Annotated in this window: 16 protein-coding genes; 7 read left to right on the top strand and 9 right to left on the bottom strand. The window is 70.9% G+C overall.

The annotated features are described in order from the left end of the window. Nucleotides 1-25 precede the first annotated feature (25 nt). Both ABCR94_RS09400 and ABCR94_RS09395 read right to left on the bottom strand, forming a co-directional pair. Entirely contained in the window at nucleotides 26-1,447 is a 1,422-nt protein-coding gene (locus ABCR94_RS09400; RefSeq protein WP_347118741.1) for a HAMP domain-containing sensor histidine kinase, read from the bottom strand. Then, nucleotides 1,444-2,097, bottom strand: coding sequence for a response regulator transcription factor (locus ABCR94_RS09395; RefSeq protein ID WP_347118740.1), 654 nt, complete (start codon nucleotides 2,095-2,097; stop codon nucleotides 1,444-1,446). Before ABCR94_RS09395 ends, ABCR94_RS09400 begins: the two co-directional genes overlap by 4 nt. On the opposite strand from ABCR94_RS09395, the gene ABCR94_RS09390 reads away from it, so the two are divergent. Continuing rightward, entirely contained in the window at nucleotides 2,097-3,185 is a 1,089-nt protein-coding gene (locus ABCR94_RS09390) for a UDP-N-acetylglucosamine--N-acetylmuramyl-(pentapeptide) pyrophosphoryl-undecaprenol N-acetylglucosamine transferase (RefSeq protein WP_347119128.1), read from the top strand. The two genes, ABCR94_RS09395 and ABCR94_RS09390, sit on opposite strands and share 1 nt — an antisense overlap. Continuing rightward, entirely contained in the window at nucleotides 3,182-4,216 is a 1,035-nt protein-coding gene (locus tag ABCR94_RS09385; RefSeq protein ID WP_347118739.1) for a GDP-mannose 4,6-dehydratase, read from the top strand. Before ABCR94_RS09390 ends, ABCR94_RS09385 begins: the two co-directional genes overlap by 4 nt. A gap of 49 nt (nucleotides 4,217-4,265) precedes the next feature. Here ABCR94_RS09385 and ABCR94_RS09380 read toward each other — a convergent pair whose 3' ends face one another. After that, complete coding sequence (locus ABCR94_RS09380; protein ID WP_347118738.1) at nucleotides 4,266-4,898, bottom strand: TetR/AcrR family transcriptional regulator; 633 nt, start codon at nucleotides 4,896-4,898, stop codon at nucleotides 4,266-4,268. Nucleotides 4,899-5,207: 309 nt separating this feature from the next. Between ABCR94_RS09380 and ABCR94_RS09375 the strand changes: the two genes are divergently transcribed. The 4 genes from ABCR94_RS09375 to ABCR94_RS09360 all read left to right on the top strand — a co-directional run bounded on the left by ABCR94_RS09375 (nucleotide 5,208) and on the right by ABCR94_RS09360 (nucleotide 9,493). Further along, nucleotides 5,208-6,203 (top strand): tetratricopeptide repeat protein, encoded by a 996-nt coding sequence (locus ABCR94_RS09375; protein ID WP_347118737.1) that lies wholly within the window; start codon nucleotides 5,208-5,210, stop codon nucleotides 6,201-6,203. A 591-nt stretch (nucleotides 6,204-6,794) separates the two neighbouring features. Beyond that, nucleotides 6,795-7,427, top strand: coding sequence for a DUF6230 family protein (locus ABCR94_RS09370; RefSeq protein WP_347118736.1), 633 nt, complete (start codon nucleotides 6,795-6,797; stop codon nucleotides 7,425-7,427). Nucleotides 7,428-7,524: 97 nt separating this feature from the next. Next, nucleotides 7,525-8,175, top strand: a complete 651-nt coding sequence (locus ABCR94_RS09365) for a DUF6114 domain-containing protein (RefSeq protein ID WP_347118735.1) — start codon at nucleotides 7,525-7,527, stop codon at nucleotides 8,173-8,175. Beyond that, on the top strand, nucleotides 8,165-9,493 hold the full coding sequence (locus tag ABCR94_RS09360) for a hypothetical protein (RefSeq protein WP_347119127.1): 1,329 nt from the start codon (nucleotides 8,165-8,167) through the stop codon (nucleotides 9,491-9,493). Before ABCR94_RS09365 ends, ABCR94_RS09360 begins: the two co-directional genes overlap by 11 nt. Before the next feature lie 212 nt (nucleotides 9,494-9,705). Here the strand turns inward: ABCR94_RS09360 and pyk are convergent, their stop codons facing one another. The 3 genes from pyk to pta form a co-directional block, all read right to left on the bottom strand. Beyond that, nucleotides 9,706-11,136 (bottom strand): pyruvate kinase, encoded by a 1,431-nt coding sequence (pyk, locus tag ABCR94_RS09355; RefSeq protein ID WP_347118734.1) that lies wholly within the window; start codon nucleotides 11,134-11,136, stop codon nucleotides 9,706-9,708. Nucleotides 11,137-11,233: 97 nt separating this feature from the next. Beyond that, nucleotides 11,234-12,454 carry an acetate kinase gene (locus ABCR94_RS09350; protein WP_347119126.1) on the bottom strand — a complete coding sequence of 407 codons (1,221 nt, stop codon included), beginning with the start codon at nucleotides 12,452-12,454 and terminating at the stop codon, nucleotides 11,234-11,236. 92 nt (nucleotides 12,455-12,546) lie between these two features. Then, a complete protein-coding gene (pta, locus tag ABCR94_RS09345) occupies nucleotides 12,547-14,622 on the bottom strand; it encodes a phosphate acetyltransferase (protein WP_347118733.1) in 2,076 nt (691 codons plus the stop codon). Nucleotides 14,623-14,941: 319 nt separating this feature from the next. Here pta and ABCR94_RS09340 point away from each other — a divergent pair, with 319 nt between their 5' ends. After that, the gene (locus tag ABCR94_RS09340) at nucleotides 14,942-15,970 is read left to right on the top strand and encodes an ATP-dependent 6-phosphofructokinase (RefSeq protein WP_347118732.1); all 1,029 of its coding nucleotides are present in this window, start codon (nucleotides 14,942-14,944) and stop codon (nucleotides 15,968-15,970) included. 99 nt (nucleotides 15,971-16,069) lie between these two features. Here ABCR94_RS09340 and ABCR94_RS09335 read toward each other — a convergent pair whose 3' ends face one another. From ABCR94_RS09335 to ABCR94_RS09325, 3 genes are all read right to left on the bottom strand, one after another. Further along, a complete protein-coding gene (locus tag ABCR94_RS09335) occupies nucleotides 16,070-16,744 on the bottom strand; it encodes a helix-turn-helix transcriptional regulator (RefSeq protein ID WP_347118731.1) in 675 nt (224 codons plus the stop codon). A 274-nt stretch (nucleotides 16,745-17,018) separates the two neighbouring features. Next, on the bottom strand, nucleotides 17,019-17,693 hold the full coding sequence (locus ABCR94_RS09330; protein WP_347118730.1) for a response regulator: 675 nt from the start codon (nucleotides 17,691-17,693) through the stop codon (nucleotides 17,019-17,021). 46 nt (nucleotides 17,694-17,739) lie between these two features. Continuing rightward, nucleotides 17,740-19,329, bottom strand: coding sequence for a sensor histidine kinase (locus tag ABCR94_RS09325; protein ID WP_347118729.1), 1,590 nt, complete (start codon nucleotides 19,327-19,329; stop codon nucleotides 17,740-17,742). Nucleotides 19,330-19,510 lie beyond the last annotated feature (181 nt).

The following is a 19,510-nucleotide window of genomic DNA, read 5'->3' as shown; positions in this document are numbered from 1 at the left end:
GTCCGGACCCGGACCCGGCCACGCCCTACGGCACGGGGAACCGCACCCGGAACAGCGCCCCGCCGCCCGCCGCGCGCTCCGCCGTCAGGTCCGCGCCGTGCGCCCGCGCGATCTGGCGGGCCATCGCCAGGCCCAGGCCCGAGCCCGGCAGCGCGCGGGCCGCTTCCGCGCGGTAGAAGCGGTCGAAGACGTACGGGAGGTCCGCCGGGGCGATCCCCGGGCCGTGGTCACGGACCGTCAGCTCCAAGTCGGCTGAGAACGCGGTCAGTTCGACCTCCACCGGGGTGTCCGGCGGGCTGAACTTCGCCGCGTTGTCCAGCAGGTTCGTCAGCAGCCGCGTCAGCCGCGCCGGGACCCCGGGCAGCGTCGTCGCCGCGGCCTCCGGGGCCGTGCGCAGCGTGAACGGGATGTCCGGCCAGTGCGCACGGGCCGCGCCCACCCCGTGCTCGACGAGCGCGGCGATACGTACCTCCTCAAGCAGCGGCTGCGGCTCCTCGTCCCTGGCCAGCTCGATCAAGTCGTTGACCAGGCCGGTGACTTCGCGGAGCTGACGGCCCAGCGCACCGGACGCCCGGTCGCGCTGGGCGGTGGTGAGCCGGTCCGCGCGGGCCAGCAGTTCCGCGTTCGTACGCAGCGCCGTGAGCGGGGTGCGCAGTTCGTGGGAGGCGTCGGCGACCAGGCGGCGCTGGGCCGTCACCGACTGCTCCAGTTCGCCCAGCATCGTATTGAAGCTGGTCGCCAGGCGGACGATCTCGTCCTGGCGGCCCGGCGGCCCCGGCGGCAGGTCGATGCGGTGGCGGGGGTCACGGGTGGCCGCGATCCGCTCGGCCGTCGCGGTCAGGCGGGCGACCGGCGCCAGGCCCGTCCTGGACACCCAGTAGCCGAGGCCGGCGGCCAGCAGGACACCCGCCGCGCCCACCCCCGCGAGCAGCCAGGCCGCGCGCGCCACCCGGGCGTCCACCACGTCGGCGCGCAGGGCCACCTGGATCGCCTTGCCGTCGCCGAAGGTGGTGGTCAGCATCCGCGTCGGGTAGCCCTCGAAGGTGATGTCCTTGAAGTACGGCGCCCGGTCGCCCGCCGCCACCTCGCGGACCGGACCGGTGACCGGGAGGAGATACGGCTCACCGGAATCGCGGCCCGGATCGGCGGCCGGATCATCGGCCGGATCGGCGGGCACGATTTGGGCGCAGGCGGGCGCCGCCGGATAGCGGCACTCGCCCGTCAGCACCTCGGGCCCCGCCTCCCGGTTCTGCTGGGCGATACGGGTCGCCGACTGGGTCAGGTTGAGATTGAGCTGCTGGTACAGCTCGTGCCGCAGCACGAAGAACGCCGCCGCGCACACCCCGACCGCCACAACAGCCACCGCCGCCGAAGCGACCTGCGTGAGGCGGGTACGCAGGGACCTGTGCCGCCGCCAGCGCGCCCCCAGCCTGCGCTCGCCGCTCATGCCAGGTCCAGGCGGTAGCCGACGCCGTGCACGGTGTGGACCAGGCGTGGCTCGCCGCCCGCCTCCAGCTTCCGGCGCAGATAACCGACGTACACAGCAAGGGAGTTGGAGTCGGGACCGAAGTCCCGGCCCCAGACAAGCTCCAGGATCAGCTCGCGGGGGAGCACCTGGCCGGGGTGGCGCAGCAGCAGCTCAAGGAGCGTGAACTCGGTGCGGCTGAAGACCAGCGCCCGCCCGCCGCGCCGGCCCGTGCGCGACTCCGGATCAAGCACCAGGTCGGCATAGGCCAACTCGGCGGACTCCAGCGGCGGCGCGGCCCGGCGCAGCAGCGCCCGTACCCGCGCCACCAGCTCGTCCAGGGCGAACGGCTTCACCAGGTAGTCGTCCGCACCCGCGTCCAGGCCGTCGACGCGCTCGCTCACCGTGTCCAGCGCGGTGAGGACCAGGATCGGCGTACGGTCCTCCATGGCCCGCAGCCGGCGGCAGACGCCAAGTCCGTCGAGCACCGGCATCATCACGTCCAGGACAATCGCGTCCGGTTGCCAGCCGGCCACCTCGCTCAGCGCGGCCAGTCCGTCGGCGGCGCCCCGGACCTCGTACCCCTCGATGGCGAGTCCGTCCTCGACGGCGGCCCGCACTCGCCGAAGCACTGCGCCGGGCCGTACCCGACGCCACCATCACCTTCGTCGGCACCCAACGGGGCCTGGAGACCGAGCTGATCCCGGGCGCCGGCTACCTGCTGCACACCGTCGACATGATCCCCTTCGACCCGTCCATCGGGGCCAAGCGTTTCCTGCTCCCCGCGGCCCTGCTCAAGTCCGGCGCCCAGTGCCGGACCATCCTGCGCGAGCAGGGCGCGCAGGTCGCCGTCGGCATGGGCGGCTACCCGAGCGCGCCCGTCATCCTCGGCGCGAGGATGGCCGGGCTGCCGAGCGTGATCCACGAGTCCAACGCGGTGCCGGGGCGGGCCAACCAGTTCGCCGCCCGCCTCACCCCGCACATCGCCGTCGCCTTCGACCGCAGCCGCGCCCACCTCTCCGGCGGCCAGGACGCCCGCACGGTCGGCATGCCGATCGCCGCCTCGCTGGCCCGCCTCGACCGGGCGGGGACGCGCGACGAGGCCCGCCGGGCGTTCGGCATACCGGGCGGCGCCCGGCTCGTGCTCTTCAACGGCGGCAGCCTGGGCGCGCGCCGCCTCACCGAGGCGGCGGTCGGGCTCGCGGAGTGCTGGCGGCCGCGGACCGACGTACACCTGCTGATCAAGACGGGCCCGGCGGCCCTCGACGACACCCGGCGGCGGATCGCGGACGCGGGCGCCGGGGGAGTCGCGACGGTCGTGCCCTACCTCGACCGGATGGACCTGGCGTACGCCGCCGCCGACCTGGTCGTCTGCCGCGCCGGCTCCGCGACCGTCGCCGAGCTGGCCACCGTCGGCGTCCCGGCCGTCCTGGTGCCCTACCCGCACGCCCCGGGCGACCACCAGACCCACAACGCCCGCGTGCTGTCCGACGTCGGCGCCGCCCACCTCGTGCCCGACGGCGACGTCACGGCCGAGCTCCTCGCCGACCTCGTCGAGCCGCTGCTCGCCGACCCGACGCGGCTCGCGGTCATGAGCCGCGCGGCCGACCCCGGCACCCACGCACAGGCCGCGGACCTGCTGGCCGCGCAGGTAATGCGGCTGTCGGGCCTCACTTTCCCGTCCCTCCCCGCCCACCCGGACCTGGAGCACACCGCATGAGCAACGACCTGAACCTGAACCTGAACCTGAACCCGAGCAGCGCCCTGGACTGGAACGGCCGCAGGGTCGTCGTCACCGGCGCCGAGGGCTTCATCGGCTCCACCCTCGTCGACCTCCTGGTGGAGCGCGGCGCGCACGTCCGGGCCTTCGTCCACTACAAGCCGTACGGCGAGAAGGGCTTCCTCGCCCACCACCTGGGCAGCAGCCGCGTCGAGATGCTTGCGGGCGACGTACGCGACGCGGGCCGGGTCTCGGACGCCGTCCAGGGCTGCGACACCGTCTTCCATCTCGCCGCGCTGATCGGCATCCCGTACAGCTACGAGTCGCCCGGCGCGTACGTGCAGACCAATGTCGTCGGCACCGAGAACGTCGCGGAGGCCTGCCGCAGGCACTCCGTCCGCCGGCTCGTGCACACCTCCACGAGCGAGGTGTACGGAACGGCCCTGACCGCGCCGATCAGCGAGGCGCACCCGCTCCAGCCGCAGTCCCCGTACTCCGCGTCGAAGATCGGCGCCGACATGACGGCGCTCTCCTTCCACCACGCCTTCGAACTGCCCGTGACGGTCGTGCGGCCCTTCAACACCTACGGCCCGCGCCAGTCCGCGCGCGCCGTCATCCCCGCGATCCTCGCCCAGCTGCACTCCGGGGCGCGGCAGATCAAGCTCGGCTCGCTCACCCCGACCCGCGACTTCACGTACGTCACCGACACGGCCCGCGGCTTCCTCGCGATGGCCGGCTGCGACCGGGCACTCGGCGAGGCCGTCAACCTGGGCACCGGCCGCGAGATCGCCATCGGGGACCTCGCCCACGCGCTGATCGCCGCGTCGGGGCGGGACGCCGAGGTGGTGGTCGACCCGGCGCGGCTGCGGCCGGCCGGCAGCGAGGTGGAGCGGCTGCTCTCCGACAACACGCGGGCGCTGGAGTGGTCGGGGTGGCGGCCGGAAATGTCGCTGGAGGACGGGCTCAAGCACACCTCGGAGTGGGTCGCGGAGAACCTCCGGCTGTTCGCGCCGGACCGCTACCAGGTCTGACACGTCCACCCCGTCACAGCTGAGCCGCCCCACACAGCTGAGCCGCCCCTCACCGCTGAGGGGTGGCTCCCAGCCCGCTCACCAGCAGCAGCGTGAAGCTGTGCGCCCAGGCCGCGTCCACCGGTTCCGCGCTCACCAGCGCCCGGTGGACGACGGCTCCGGCGATCACGTCGAAGATCAGGTCCGCGTTGCCGGCCGCCTGCGCGGGGTCCTCCTCGTACGGCAGCTCGCCGCGGGCCTGCGCCCGTTCGCGGCCCAGCACCACCAGGCGCTTCTGCCGGTCGACGATTGCCGAGCGGATCCGCTGCCGCAGCGCCTCGTCGCGCGTCGACTCCGCGACCACCGCCATCAGCGCCGTCTTGGTCTCGGGCCGCTCCAGGAGCGCCGCGAACTGGAGCACCACGCCCTCGATGTCGGCCGCCAGGCTGCCCCGGTCGGGGAGTTCGAGCTCGTCGAAGAGGACGGCCACGGCATCGACGACCAGCTCGTTCTTGTGCGCCCACCGGCGGTAGAGGGTCGTCTTGGCGACCCCGGCCCGGCTCGCCACATCGCCCATCGTGAGCTTGGACCAGCCCAGCTCCACCAGCGCCTCCCTGGTCGCCTCAAGGATCGCGGCATGGGCCTGCGGGCTGCGCGGACGGCCTGTTCGGGAGGGGGGAGTGGGGTGGATCTGGCTGGACATGCCCGTGACCATACCGGCCAGTAGGTGAAAGTCGGTGAGCTGAAAGTCAGTGAGGGAGATCACCGGGAAGGGGCAGCGGCGCGGCGGGCTTTCGAGTTACGCTACGACCTGTAGCGAAAGCAGCGACAACCACGCAGCCACTACGCGACGACCACTGCGCCGGATGGGGATCCGGCGCCGACCACCGGTCCTCCTCGGGACCCCGGACCGTTGTCCGCCCGTATGCCCCGCAATCCGGCGGGGGGCTGCGAGCGGGCCCCGGTTCATCAAGCATTCCAGAACCGCGCGCGAAAGGGGGAGGATGTACGCATGCAGCCTAGGAACATGTCCATGAGCGGCGTCGTTGACCTCGCCGCGGTGAAGGCGGCCGGCGAAGCCCGGCAGAAGGCGGAGCAGGCCCGTGCCGAGGCCGCCACGGAGGGCGGCCCCGCGGGTGTCGCTCCGTCGAGTCTGGTGATCGATGTCGACGAGGCCGGATTTGAGCGCGATGTCCTTCAGCGCTCCTCCGAAGTCCCGGTCGTCATCGACTTCTGGGCCGAGTGGTGTGAGCCGTGCAAGCAGCTCAGCCCCTTGCTGGAGCGCCTGACCCTGGAGTACAAGGGCCGTTTCATCCTCGCCAAGATCGATGTCGAAGCCAACCAGATGTTGATGCAGCAGTTCGGGATCCAGGGGATCCCGGCTGTCTTCGCGGTGGTCGCCGGACAGGCGCTGCCGCTCTTCCAGGGACTGGCGCCCGAGGCGCAGATCCGCGAGACGCTGGACCAGCTGGTCCAGGTCGCGGAGGAGCGCTTCGGTCTGACCGGTATCGCCGTCGATGCCGATGCCGATTCCGACGCCGCCGAGCAGGGGCCGCTCGCGGAGGCCGGCGAGATCGAGGAGCCGGTCGGCCCGTACGACGCCCTCCTTGAGGCCGCCGTGCAGGCGCTGGACGCGGGCGACTTCGGCGGCGCGGTCCAGGCGTACAAGAACGTGCTGGTCGACGACCCCGCGAACAGCGAGGCCAAGCTGGGTCTCGCCCAGGCCGAGTTGCTCGGCCGGGTGCAGGGGCTCGACCCCCAGCAGGTCCGCAAGGACGCGGCCGACAGGCCCGCCGACGTACCGGCACAGATCGCCGCGGCCGACCTCGACCTGGTCGGCGGCCATGTCGAAGACGCCTTCGGGCGACTGGTCGAGGCGGTGCGCCGCACGGCGGGCGACGACCGGAACGCCGCGCGGGTGCGGCTGTTGGAACTCTTCGAGGTCATCGGCGCGGACGACCCGCGGGTGGCCCCGGCGCGAATGGCACTGGCGAGGGTGCTGTTCTGACGGGTGGTACCCCTGGGGTACTTCTGGAGTTTTAGCGACACGGTGACAAGAAGCGGCCGCGCTTTACCAAAACTTGGTAATCGCGGCCGCTGTTACTTGCAGTAAGCCGCGAACGCCGTTCTGCCCGGTTCTGATCGTCAATCACCGCTTTTCTCACGTCACTCGACGACACCATCCGTGGCCGCCCGATGCCGGGCGGCCACGCCTTGGTTATCAGGCCGTTACTAGCGAGTAACGAACCCCCTTGTGCACCGGCTTGTAATGCACCACGATCGGCCACGCTCGGTCCAACACCGCACCAGCCCGACAGCCATTCGGGTGCCGCGGTCCCCTGGATCCCCACCGAGTGGGCCGGCGGCAGTGGCGCGTCGGCCGTGGACAGGGGGGTCCTTGCTACCCGGCGGGGCCTGTCCAGTGCGGTTGCGCGAATGCGTGGCCAGTGGTTGTCGCTCGGGGGTGATCGCCGGTGATTTTGGGCGCTGTTCGCGCCTCCGATACGGGCGCTCTCCTTCCCGAGGACGTAGCACTTCTCCCATCCCCCTGCGGGTTCCAGCCCGTAATGGAGATGTACGTCCGAGAAGGAGGAAAGTCATGGAGTCAGCAGTTCGTGGCGGGACCAGATGGAAGCGGTTCGCCGTCGTCATGGTGCCGAGTGTGGCCGCGACGGCCGCTATAGGCGTTGCCCTTGCACAGGGTGCGCTCGCGGCGTCGTTCAGCGTTTCGGGCCAGAGCTTCAAGGTCAGTGCGGAAAAGCTCGACGGTACGGGCTTCTTCCAGTACGGCGGAATGGCCGAAGGCACCGACCTGGAGGGCAACAAGGCTGCCCACCCGGTCGCGGTCTCGGCGTTCAAGTCCGCTGAGATCACCAAGATGTGTCAGTCGGTCGTGACGCCCAACGTCCCGATCTTCGGCAACATCACCCTCCAGCTGAACGCAGGCGGGAAGGGCACGCCGGTCGAGGCCAAGAACCTCTACCTGGATGTCGAGGAGCTTGGCGCAGACGCCACGTTCACCAACATCAACATCGGTGTGGCCGCGGGCAAGGCCACAAAGGGCCCGGGCATTCAGCCGGGCACGCGTGCCAACCCCTTCGGCTTCTCGCAGGAGGCCGACAGGGCTGTGCTGACCGACGTGAAGCAGAAGGCGTGGGCCACCTCGGCCGGCACCTTCAAGCTCAGCGGTCTCAGCATGAAGCTGCACAAGGGCGTCAAGGAGTGCTACTAAGCACGCCCTCTGCGGGCGGGGCGCGTAATACGTCGTCCCGCCCGCTCCCCCTCCCTTTCCTCTGCACAGCAACACCGGTTCCAGGGAGCTGTTTTCCATGAGCGCCGAGTCCTCGGGTCCGAGCCGCGACGACGATTACATCAAGCACATGCGGCTGCGGTTCCGCGTCTGGCGGGGCGGTCGGCCGTTCTGGGCGGGCCTGCTCACCATTTTGGGCGGGGTGCCGATCGCGTGGCTCCCTTACGCCGAAATCAAGATCGGCCATCTCACGATGGCCATGGCGACCACCGCGGGTGCGGGTTCGCTCATCATCGGCGTGCTGCTTGTCACGCTGGGTCTGACGATGTGGTTCCACCACATCGTCAGGGTGTTCGCAGGCGTCGCATCGATTCTGCTGGCGCTGGTCTCCATCCCCGTGTCCAACCTCGGCGGTTTCTTCGTCGGGTTTTCGTTGGCGCTGGTCGGCGGTGCCCTGTCCATTTCATGGGTACCGGCCAAGCCGGGCGCCACGGCCGATCCCGCGAAGTCGGACGAGAAGCCGGGCAGCGATCCGTATCCGGGCAATGACCCGTACCCGGGCAGCGACCCTCACCCGGGCGATGCGCCGTACGCGGGCAATGAGCCGTTCCCGGGCCGCCGCCCGGACGGCGAGCCGGGCAGCCGCTCGGGCGACGACACATATGCGAGCGACGCATTTGTGAGCGACAAATCTATTGACGCCAATGGCGGGAGGAACAGTGCGGGGTGACGAGGCGGAGCCGACCGCGGCCGGAGACGACCGGACCCGGGAAAGAAGCGGGCCGCGTCACGCGGCCCCCAGGAAGTCGCTGCTGACGAAGTTGCAGATACCTGCGGGCAAGGCGATGGCTCTGGCCGCGATGCCCACGGCCGTTTTCGTCGGCATGGGGCTCACCCCCCAGCTGGCGCTGGCCGACGATCAGCCGGCCAACCCCTTCGCGCCGGGCCCCTGCGTGACCCGCTCGGACACTCCGGACCCGGATGCCTCCGAGTCGAAGTCCCCCTCGGCGGAGCCCTCAGCGACGGCGACACCGAGCCCGAGTTCGACGCCGAGCCCGAGTTCGACCCCGAGCGCGCCGGAGGAGACTCCGACGCCGGACGCGAGCGCGAGCAGCTCCGAGGCCGCGGATGCGGGGCAGGCTGCGAAGGCGCCGGTCACCAAGGCGCCGGTCACGAAGCCGACTCCGTCTGCCACCCCGACGCCGAGCCAGAGCAAGAACCCGCTCGACCCGCTGGGTGTGGGCGACGCGATCAAGGACCTCCTCGACGGTCCGGACGACGACAAGAAGGCGACGGAAACCCCGGCGCCCGACGGGTCGAAGCCGTCCGACAAGGAGACCGCAGGCCCGGCCGACGCCGAGACCGATGACCCGGCGGACAGCGCCGAGGACCCGGTGGGCGATGCGGCGGACAAGGCGGCCGACCGCACCAAGGACGCCATCAAGGACGCGGCGGACAAAGCGGGCGCGAAGGTCGAGGAACTCGACGACGCGGCCAAGGACGCGGCTGACGATGCGGCGGCCAAGGACGACGACCCCGCCAAGGACGCCAACGGCAAGGAGCGCTTCCCCTGCCCGACGGCAGACCCGGAGGCGCTGGCCGCGGCCGACCTGGAGCAGGGCATCCCGGACCTGCCGGACGACCCGTGGATCCTGGAGAGCTCCATGCTCACCCTGCGTGGGCTCGACTATGTGGGAATCGTCGAGGTCAGGACCGGCAGTGGCAAGATCAAGAAGGTCCTGAAGTTCACCGCCAAGGAGACCGACATCGACAACCTGCACCAGACGGTCGTCGGCCCCAACGGCAAGACCATGCACGTACAGGCGTCCCAGGGCTCCACGTCGACCATCCGCGAGGGCACGGTCGTCATGTACACGGAAGAGCTGAAGGGCAACCTCTTCGGCCTCATCCCGGTCACGTTCAGCCCGGAGACCCCGCCGCCGCTGAATGTCCCGATCGCGATGTTCACCAAGGTCAAGGTGACCCAGGCCGGCCAGTTCGGCGGCACGCTCAAGGTCCCGGGACTGCATAACTTCGTCACCGGCTGACAGGCCGTACGAACGAGCAGCTGTGGCCCGCACCGGTCGACCCGGTGCGGGCCACAGCTGTTCTACGGCCGCGCCCACCCGGCGCAGCGGAGGCGGAGATGGAGGTGGATTCGGGGGAGCAGGAGTTGGGCGGGCGGTGAACGCGGCGAGGGCGGCACCCCGGGACAGGAAGTCCGGGGTGTCGCCCTCGCCGTACAGCTATGAGGAGGCCGTCAGTTGCGCTCTCCGCCGCCCAGGTGGTGCACCCGGACCATGTTCGTCGTGCCGGGGACGCCGGGGGGCGAGCCGGCGGTGATGATCATTGTGTCGCCCTGGTTGTAGCGCTGGAGCTTCAGCAGTTCGCCGTCGACCAGGTCGACCATCGCGTCCGTGTTGTTCACGTGCGGGACGACGAAGGACTCGATGCCCCAGCTCAGCGACAGCTGGTTGCGGGTCGACTCGTCCGTGGTGAAGGCCAGGATCGGCTGGGCCGTGCGGTAGCGCGAGAGGCGGCGGGCCGTGTCGCCGGACTGGGTGAAGGCGACCAGCGCCTTGCCGTCCAGGAAGTCCGCGATCTCGCAGGCCGCGCGGGCGACCGCGCCGCCCTGGGTGCGCGGCTTCTTGCCGGGGACCAGCGGCTGGAGGCCCTTGGAGAGCAGCTCCTCCTCGGCCGCCACGACGATCTTCGACATCGTCTTGACCGTCTCGATCGGGTACGCGCCGACCGAGGACTCCGCGGAGAGCATGACCGCGTCCGCGCCGTCCAGGATCGCGTTGGCGACATCGGACGCCTCGGCGCGCGTGGGGCGCGAGTTGGTGATCATCGACTCCATCATCTGGGTCGCCACGATCACCGGCTTCGCGTTGCGGCGGCACAGCTCGATGAGGCGCTTCTGCACCATCGGGACCTTTTCGAGCGGGTACTCGACAGCCAGGTCGCCGCGGGCCACCATGACGCCGTCGAAGGCGTCCACGATGCCGACCATGTGCTCGACGGCCTGCGGCTTCTCCACCTTGGCGATGACAGGGACCCTACGGCCCTCCTCGTCCATCACCTTGTGGACGTCCTTGACGTCGTCCGCGTCGCGTACGAAGGAGAGCGCGACCAGGTCGCAGCCCATTCCGAGGGCGAAGCGGAGGTCGTCGATGTCCTTCTCGGACAGGGCCGGGACGTTGACCGCCGCACCGGGCAGGTTGATGCCCTTGTGGTCGGAGACGACACCGCCCTCGATGACGATGGTCTTGACCCGTGGACCCTCGACCGAGATGACCTTGAGCTCGACGTTGCCGTCGTTGATCAGGATCGGGTCGCCCTTGGCGACGTCGCCCGGCAGGCCCTTGTAGGTCGTACCGCAGATCGACTTGTCGCCCGAAACGTCCTCGGAGGTGATGGTGAACTCGTCCCCGCGGACCAGCTCCACCGGCCCCTCGGCGAACTTGGCCAGCCGGATTTTCGGTCCCTGGAGGTCGGCGAGGACGCCCACCGCCTGGCCGGTCTCCTCGGCGGCCTTGCGGACGCGGTCGTAACGGCCCTGGTGCTCGGCGTGAGTGCCATGGCTGAAGTTGAAGCGGGCCACGCTCATGCCGGCTTCGATCAGAGCCACGAGCTGCTCGTGAGAGTCGACGGCGGGGCCCAGTGTGCAGACGATTTTGGAACGGCGCATGAGGCGGATCCTATCGGTTTGTTTCCCTGTGGAATATTCCGTCTGGTGGAATGTACAAATGGGCGGGAGGCCGCTCAGGCGTTGGCCGCTGGCCCCCTCAAGCGGTGACCAATGCGTACGTCTGGCGAGCGATCTCAAGTTCTTCATCGGTCGGAACGACCGCGACCGCGACCCTCGCGTATTCCGGCGAGATCAGCCGCGCCGAGTCAGCCCGTACGGCGTTCAGGTCCGCGTCCACCATCAGGCCCAGTACCTCCAGGCCCGCGATCGCCGCCGCGCGCACCGGCGCCGCGTTCTCGCCGACGCCTGCAGTGAAGACCACCGCGTCGACCCGGCCGAGAACGGCGTAATACGCGCCGATGTACTTCTTCAGCCGGTGGATGTAGATCTCGAAGGCCAGCAGCGCCTGCTGGTCGCCCTCGTCGATGCGGCGGCGGATCTCCCGCATGTCGTTGTCGCCGCACAGGCCGAGCAGGCCGCTCTTCTTGTTGAGCAGTACGTCGATCTCGTCCGTCGACATCCCGGCGACCCGCTCCAGGTGGAAGACGACCGCGGGGTCGATGTCACCGGAGCGCGTACCCATCACGAGCCCCTCCAGCGGCGTCAGGCCCATCGAGGTGTCGACGCACTGCCCGGCCCGGACCGCGGAGGCCGAGGCCCCGTTGCCCAGGTGCAGGACGATGACGTTGACCTCGGAGGGGTCCTTGCCGAGCAGCTTCGCGGTCTCGCGCGAGACGTACGCGTGCGAGGTGCCGTGGAAGCCGTAGCGGCGGATGCGGTACGCGTCGGCCGTCTCGATGTCGATCGCGTAGCGAGCCGCGGACTCCGGCATCGTCGTGTGGAACGCGGTGTCGAAGACGGCGACCTGGGGGAGGTCGGGGCGCAGGGCCTGGGCCGTGCGGATGCCGGTGATGTTCGCCGGGTTGTGCAGCGGGGCGACCGGCACGAGCCGCTCGATCTCGGCGAGCACCTCGCCGGTGATCACGGTCGGCTCGGTGAACTTCAGCCCGCCGTGCACCACCCGGTGGCCGATCGCGGCCAGCTCGGGGGAGTCCAGGCCGAGCCCGTCCTGCGCCAGCTCCTCGGCGACCGCCTTCAGCGCGGCTTCGTGGTCGGCGATGGGGCCGGTGCGCTCGCGCTTGGCCGCGTCGCCGCCCTGCCCGGTCAGTGGCGTGTGCACCAGCCGGGAGGTGGTCTCACCGATCCGTTCGACCAGGCCGGCGGCCAGCCGTGAGCTGTCGCGCATGTCGAGCAGCTGGTACTTCACGGACGAGGAGCCGGAGTTGAGGACGAGGATGCGCGTGGCGGTAGCGGTCACGGGTGCGGCGCTTTCTGTCGCGGAGTCGGCGAACGGGGCGGGGGGAGCGGACGAGGTGGGCGGAGCGGCAGACAGGGTGGGGAGAGCGGCGGTCATTCGCTCCTGCCCTGGGCCTGGATCGCGGTGATGGCGACCGTGTTGACGATGTCCTGCACCAGCGCGCCGCGCGAGAGGTCATTGACCGGCTTGCGCAGACCTTGCAGTACCGGGCCCACGGCCACCGCGCCGGCCGAGCGCTGCACGGCCTTGTAGGTGTTGTTGCCGGTGTTCAGGTCCGGGAAGATCAGCACCGTCGCCCGGCCCGCGACCTCGGACTCCGGCATCTTGGTGGCGGCGACGGACGGCTCGACCGCCGCGTCGTACTGGATCGGGCCCTCGATCCGCAGGTCGGGGCGGTGCTCCCGGACGAGCGCGGTTGCCTCGCGCACCTTGTCGACGTCCGCGCCCGACCCTGAGGTGCCCGTCGAGTACGACAGCATCGCCAGCCGGGGGTCCACGCCGAACTGGGCGGCGGTGCCGGCCGCCTGGATCGCGATGTCCGCCAGTTCCTTGGCGTCCGGGTCGGGGACCACCGCGCAGTCGCCGTAGACCAGGACCTGGTCGGCGAGGCACATGAAGAAGACCGAGGAGACGATCGAGGCGTTCGGCTTGGTCTTGATGATCTCGAAGGCCGGGCGGATGGTCGCGGCGGTGGAGTGCACCGAACCCGAGACCATGCCGTCGGCCAGGCCCTCGTGGACCATCATCGTGCCGAAGTAGTTGACGTCCGCGACCACGTCGTACGCCAGCTCCACACTGATGCCCTTGTGGGCGCGCAGCTTGGCGTACTTCTCGGCGAACGCGCCGCGCAGCTCGGAGGTCGTCGGGTCGATGAGCTGAGTCTCGGCGAGGTCGATGCTCAGGTCGGCGGCGCGCTTGCGGATCACGTCGACATCGCCGAGCAGCGTCAGGTCGCACACGTCGCGGCGCAGCAGGACGTCGGCCGCGCGCAGCACCCGGTCCTCGGAGCCCTCGGGGAGTACGACGCGACGCCGGCCGGCGCGGGCCTGTTCGAGCAGCTCGTGCTCGAACATCATCGGCGTGACGCGACTGCTGCGGGCCACCGACATCCGGGCCAGCAGGTCCGCGGTGTCGACATGTCGCTCGAAGAGGCCGAGCGCGGTCTCCGCCTTGCGGGGTGTGGCGGCGTTCAGCTTGCCCTCCATGGCGAAGAGCTCGCCCGCGGTGGGGAAGGAGCCGCCGGCCACCGAGACAACCGGGGTGCCGGGTGCGAGACGCGCGGCCAGGGTGAGGACCTCGTCGCCGGGGCGCTCGCCCAGGGTGAGCAGGACGCCCGCGATGGGCGGGGTGCCCGCGCTGTGCGCGGCGAGCGAGCCCACCACCAGGTCGGCGCGGTCGCCGGGGGTGACCACCAGGCAGCCGGGGGTCAGGGCGTTCAGGAAGTTCGGCAGCATGGCGCCGCCGAAGACGAAGTCCAGCGCGTCGCGGGCCAGCCCCGCGTCGTCGCCGAGCAGTACCGTGCCGCCGAGGGCCTGGGTGATCTGGGCGACGGTGGGGGCGGAGAGCGCCGGATCGTCGGGCAGCACATAGCAGGGCACCGGGAGGCGGGCCTCCAGGCGCTCGGCGATGGCCGCGCGGTCCTCGGGGGCGCAGCGGTTGACGACCATGGCGAGTACGTCGCAGCCCAGGACCTCGTACGCGCGGTAGGCGTTGCGGGTCTCGGCGCGCACCGACTCGGCGGTCTGCTTGCGGCCGCCGACGACCGGGATCACCGAGGCGCCGAACTCATTGGCGAGCCTGGCGTTCAGGGCGAGTTCGTCGGGGAGCTGGGTGGCGGCGAAGTCCGTACCGAGGACGAGAACGACCTCGTACTCGCGGGCCACCCGGTGGAAGCGGTCGACGATGCGGGAGACCAGCTCGTCGGTGCCCTTCTCGGCCTGGAGCGCGGACGCCTCGTGATACTCGATGCCGTACACGGACGCCGGATCCTGCGACAGCCGGTAGCGGGAACGCAGCAGGTCGAAGAGGCGGTCGGGGCCGTCGTGCACCAGGGGCCGGAAAACACCCACCCGGTCCACCTGGCGGGTCAGGAGCTCCATGACTCCCAGCTCGACGACCTGGCGGCCGTCCCCCCGGTCGATGCCGGTCACGTACACGCTGCGCGTCACGCGTGCTCTCCGTCCCTCGCTCATGCTGCCCGTGTGCGCCATATAACCGATATAAGCGGTATAGCCTGTATGGGTGGTGTCATGTCCGCCTGCCCCCGGCAGAACCGGAGGAAACGCCCGTTGGAGTGGCCCCGCCCTCTTGACAATACCTTTGTGGATGGGTAGGGCGCCCACCGGGCGAAGGGCCTGTGCGCAAGGGGCGCGCAAGGGTCCGAAGGACCTTCCCGGCGGAGCGGCCGGGAGAGCGGAGCCCCGGCAACCCGTGGAACAATCGGGTTCTGGCTCACATGTACCACTAGCGAGCAGGAGAAACAGCGCGATGCGTATCGGAGTTCTCACCGCAGGCGGCGACTGCCCGGGGCTGAACGCAGTGATCCGGTCGGTCGTGCACCGTGCCGTGGCGGGTCACGGCGATGAAGTGATCGGCTTCGAGGACGGGTTCAAGGGCCTGCTCGACGGTCACTACCGCCCCCTCGACCTCAACGCTGTAAGCGGCATCCTGGCCCGCGGCGGCACCATCCTGGGCTCGGCCCGACTGGAGCGCGACCGGCTGCGTGAAGCGGCCGAGAACTGGCACGAGTTGGCCGGTCTTTCCGGCATCGACGTGCTCATCCCGATCGGCGGCGAGGGCACCCTGACCGCGTCGCGGATGCTCTCCGACGCCGGGATGCCCGTCGTCGGCGTACCCAAGACCATCGACAACGACATCAACGGCACCGACCGCACCTTCGGGTTCGACACCGCCGTGGGCGTCGCCACCGAGGCGATAGACCGGCTCAAGACCACGGCGGAATCGCATCAGCGCGTCATGGTCGTCGAGGTCATGGGCCGCCACGCCGGCTGGATCGCACTGGAGTCGGGCATGGCGGGCGGCGCGCACGGCATCTGCCTGCCCGAGCGGCCCTTCGAGGTCGACGACCTGGTCAAGATGGTCGAGGAGCGCTTCGCACGCGGCAAGAAATTCGCCGTCGTGTGCGTCGCGGAGGGCGCACGCCCGGCCGAGGGCTCCTCGATGCCGTACGAGAAGGGGCTCATCGACAAGTTCGGCCACGAGCGCTTCACCGGCATCGGCACCCGTCTCGCGATCGAGCTGGAGAACCGGCTCGGCAAGGAGGCCCGCCCGGTCATCCTCGGCCATGTGCAGCGCGGCGGTACCCCGACGGCGTACGACCGGGTGCTGGCGACCCGCTTCGGGTGGCACGCGGTGGAAGGGGCGCATCGCGGCGCGTTCGGCATGATGACCGGACTGCGCGGCACCGAGATCGCGATGGTGCCGCTCGCGGAGGGTGTGTCCGAGCTCAAGAGGGTGCCCGAGGACCGGATGTACGAGGCCGAGTCGGTCTTCTGACCCGGGCCACGGGGCCTTGTGCCCCCGCGCCGCACGCCGAGCAGCCCTGATCACCTCCCTCAGGGGGAGGGGCGGGGCCGCTCGGCGTGGAGCTTCGGCTCAGCGCGCCAGCTGCCAGAAGTGCCCGAGAATCCCGTCGAGGAACTCCCGGCCCGCCGCGCCGCCCCCCGAATCGCCGCCGCCCCAGCTCAGCGTCGCCACCATCCGCGACTGGTAGGAGGCGTGCAGCTGCTGAAGTACGTCCTCGATCCGCTGCCGGGGCAGCGGCAGGAGCTTGACGGTCGGGCGTACGTACGCCTGCCAGCGGGTCATCACCGCGCTGCGCAGCAGCTCGGCCAGCTCCTCGTCGCGGCCCGTCACTGTCATGAACGCGCGCGGTCCCAGTTCGAGCAGCTCGGCGAGCGCCGCGGACTGCCGCTCGTTGCCGCGCCACCGCCCCTCGTCCTCCATGCGCTGATACGCGGCCGGCTCCATGCCCACCCGCCGCGCCAGATCCTGCGCCGCGAGCCCGCGGGACGTCCGGTGCTCGCGCAGTGTGGTCGGGGCGGCGAACAGCTCGCCGGGCGAGCACCACAGGACCCCGGCCAGCGCGGTGATTTCCCCCGAATCGGGGGCCCGCGCACCGCGCTCCCAGGCGACGACCAGATCGGGACCGACATTGAGGCCGTACTGCGCGCGCAAGCCGTACGCGACATGACCGGGTGCCATCCCCAGGGCCTCACGCAGACGGCGCGCGGCGGGGGCATTGAACGGCGGGGTGGGGTGCACGGGCACACGGTAGTGAGGGGTGAGGTGCGGTGACTACGGTGCGTTCGGACAAGATCACAAATCGTAGGAACGTCCTACCGCAGCCCGTGATCGAACCGGGTGCCGGCATGCGTCGATCGGACATCGACCGGCGCTCACCCCTTGACCGCCCCGCCCAGTGCGAAGCCGCCGCGCAGCCGCCGGGAGATCACGCCGCGTGGTGACCGTAGGTCTGCCCCGTGAGCAAGGTCAATGCCCGTGCCCGGCCGCGCATCGGTGTCAAGCAGTCGTCAACTGCCGCTCAGCGCAAGGAGATCCACCGGTAGTGCAGCTCCGGGCGGCCGATCTGCCCGTAGTGCGGGGTGCGTTCGGCGCGGCCCGCCGTCACCAGGTGCTCCAGATACCGGCGCGCGGTGATCCGTGAGATCCCCACCGCTGTACCGGCCGCCGCCGCGGTGACTCCGTCGTCGGTGGCGGCCCGCAGCGTACGGGTCACCGCCTCCAGCGTCGGGGCGCTCAGCCCCTTGGGGAGCCCGGCGGGCTGCGGGGTGCGCAGGGCCGCGAGCGTCCGGTCCACCTCGTCCTGGCCACTGGCCTCGCCCGCCGTCGCGCGGAACTCCGCGTAGCGGGTGAGCCGGTCGCGCAGGGTCGCGAAGGTGAAGGGCTTGAGTACGTACTGGACAACGCCGAGCGAGACCCCTTCGCGTACAACGGTCAGATCGCGCGCCGAGGTGACGGCGATGACGTCGGCGGTGTGACCGGCCCCGCGCAGCGACCGTACGAGCGCCAGGCCGTGGCCGTCGGGCAGATACAGGTCGAGCAGCAGCAGATCGACGGGGATGCGCTCCAGCGCGCGCACGGCCTCGGCCCGGGAGTGGGCCACGCCCGCCACGGAGAACCCGGCGACCCGCCCGACGTACAGCGCATGGGCGTCGGCCGCCACCGGGTCGTCCTCGACGACCAGGACCCTGATCATGCGGGCCCCCGTGCGGTGCTCGGACTGCGTGTCGCCACGGACCGGATCATGCGGGCACCTCCGCGCGCAACGGCAGTCGTACGGTGAACTCCGCGCCACCGTACGGCCCTTCGGCCAGTACCACCGTGCCGCCGCCCCGGTGCGCGGCCTGCCGCACCAGGGCGAGGCCCAGACCCCGCCCGGGGCTCTTCGTCGACCAGCCCCGGGCGAACACCGCGTCGGTGGCGGCCGGGTCGACGCCGGGGCCCGTGTCCGAGACCCGCAGCAGCAGCTCGTCGTCGTCGGTGCGGGCCGTCACGGTCACCCGGGCGCCTTCGCTGCCCTGGGCCGCGTCCATCGCGTTGTCGATCAGGTTGCCCAGGATCGTCACCAGGTCGCGGGCGGGCAGCGTGCGCGGCAGCAGCCCGTCGTCCATCCGGCTGTGCTCGTCCAGGACGAGGGTCAGGCCGCGTTCGTTCGCCTGCGCCGCCTTGCCGAGCAGCAGCGCGGCCAGGACCGGCTCGCCGACCGCGCCGACGACCTGGTCGGTGAGCACCTGGGCCAGCTCCAGCTCCGCGGTGGCGAAGTCGACCGCCTCGTCCGCGCGGCCGAGCTCGATCAGGGAGACCACGGTGTGCAGCCGGTTCGCCGCCTCGTGGGCCTGCGAGCGCAGCGCCTGCGTGAAGCCGCGCTCGGAGTCCAACTCACCGGACAGCGCCTGGAGTTCGGTGTGGTCGCGGAGCGTCACGACGGTCCCGCTCTGCTCGCCGCCGGAGACCGGCCTGCTGTTGACGACGATCACCCGGTCCGCCGTCAGATGCACCTCGTCGACGCGCGCGCCGGGGTCGAGCAGCGCGCTGGTGAGCGGAGCGGGCAGATCCATGTCGGCCACCGGGCGGCCGACCGCGTCGGGCCCGAGCCCGAGCAGCTCGCGCCCGCCGTCGTTGATCAGCGCGACCCGCCGCTGTCCGTCGACCATCAGCAGCCCCTCGCGCACGGCGTGCAGCGCGGCCTGGTGATAGTCGTGCATGCGGCTCAGCTCGGCGGCGTTCATACCGTGGGTGTGCCGCCTGAGCCGGGCGTTGATGACGTAGCTACCGAGGCCGCCCAGGGCCAGCGCGCCGGAGGCGACCCCGAGCAGCGCGATCACCTGCTGCCGCAGCTGCGCGCTGATCTTCTCCACGGTGATGCCCGCGCTGACGAGCCCGATGATCCGCCCGCCGTCCCGCACCGGCGTGATCACCCGCACCGAGCGCCCCAGCACCCCCACATGCGTCTCGCCGAACGTCTCGCCCTTGAGCGCCGGGGCGGTGCGCCCCCTGTAGGTCTTGCCGATCTGGCCCGGCTCCGGATGGGTCCAGCGGATGCCGTTCGGGGCCATGATCACGACGAAGTCGACACCGGCCTCCTTGCGCAGCCCATCGGCGTACGGCTGAAGGAGCGGTGTCGGGTCGTCGGACCGGGCCGCCTCGATCACCGCGGGGGACGTCGCGACGGCGGTCGCGGTGGCGGTGGCCTGGCGGCGGGCGCTGTCGTCGGCCTGGGAGCGGTCGGAGACGTACGTGAAGGCCGCACACCCGGCGACGATCACCGCGACCAGTACGACCTGCATCGCGAAGAGCTGGCCGGCCAGGCTGCGAGGGCGGGGGATGCGCATGTCTTCAGTCTGCCTGGCCTGATTCGTATGAACGAAATGCACGTAAGGGTGACCGGGGTCACAGGGTGCTGCATAGTCCACCGAGACCCACCGGGACGTGGGTCACGACCGAGACCCACCAGGAGGTGGGCCACGGATCGAGCACGTCACAGGGCCGGCGCCCGAGCAAGCCAGAGCGGCC

Origin of the sequence: Streptomyces changchenzhani, from assembly GCF_039766235.1 — a bacterium.
Taxonomy (GTDB): domain Bacteria; phylum Actinomycetota; class Actinomycetes; order Streptomycetales; family Streptomycetaceae; genus Streptomyces.
The sequence above is the reverse complement of the archived record's forward strand: the minus strand, read 5'-3'. Positions and strand labels throughout refer to the sequence as shown.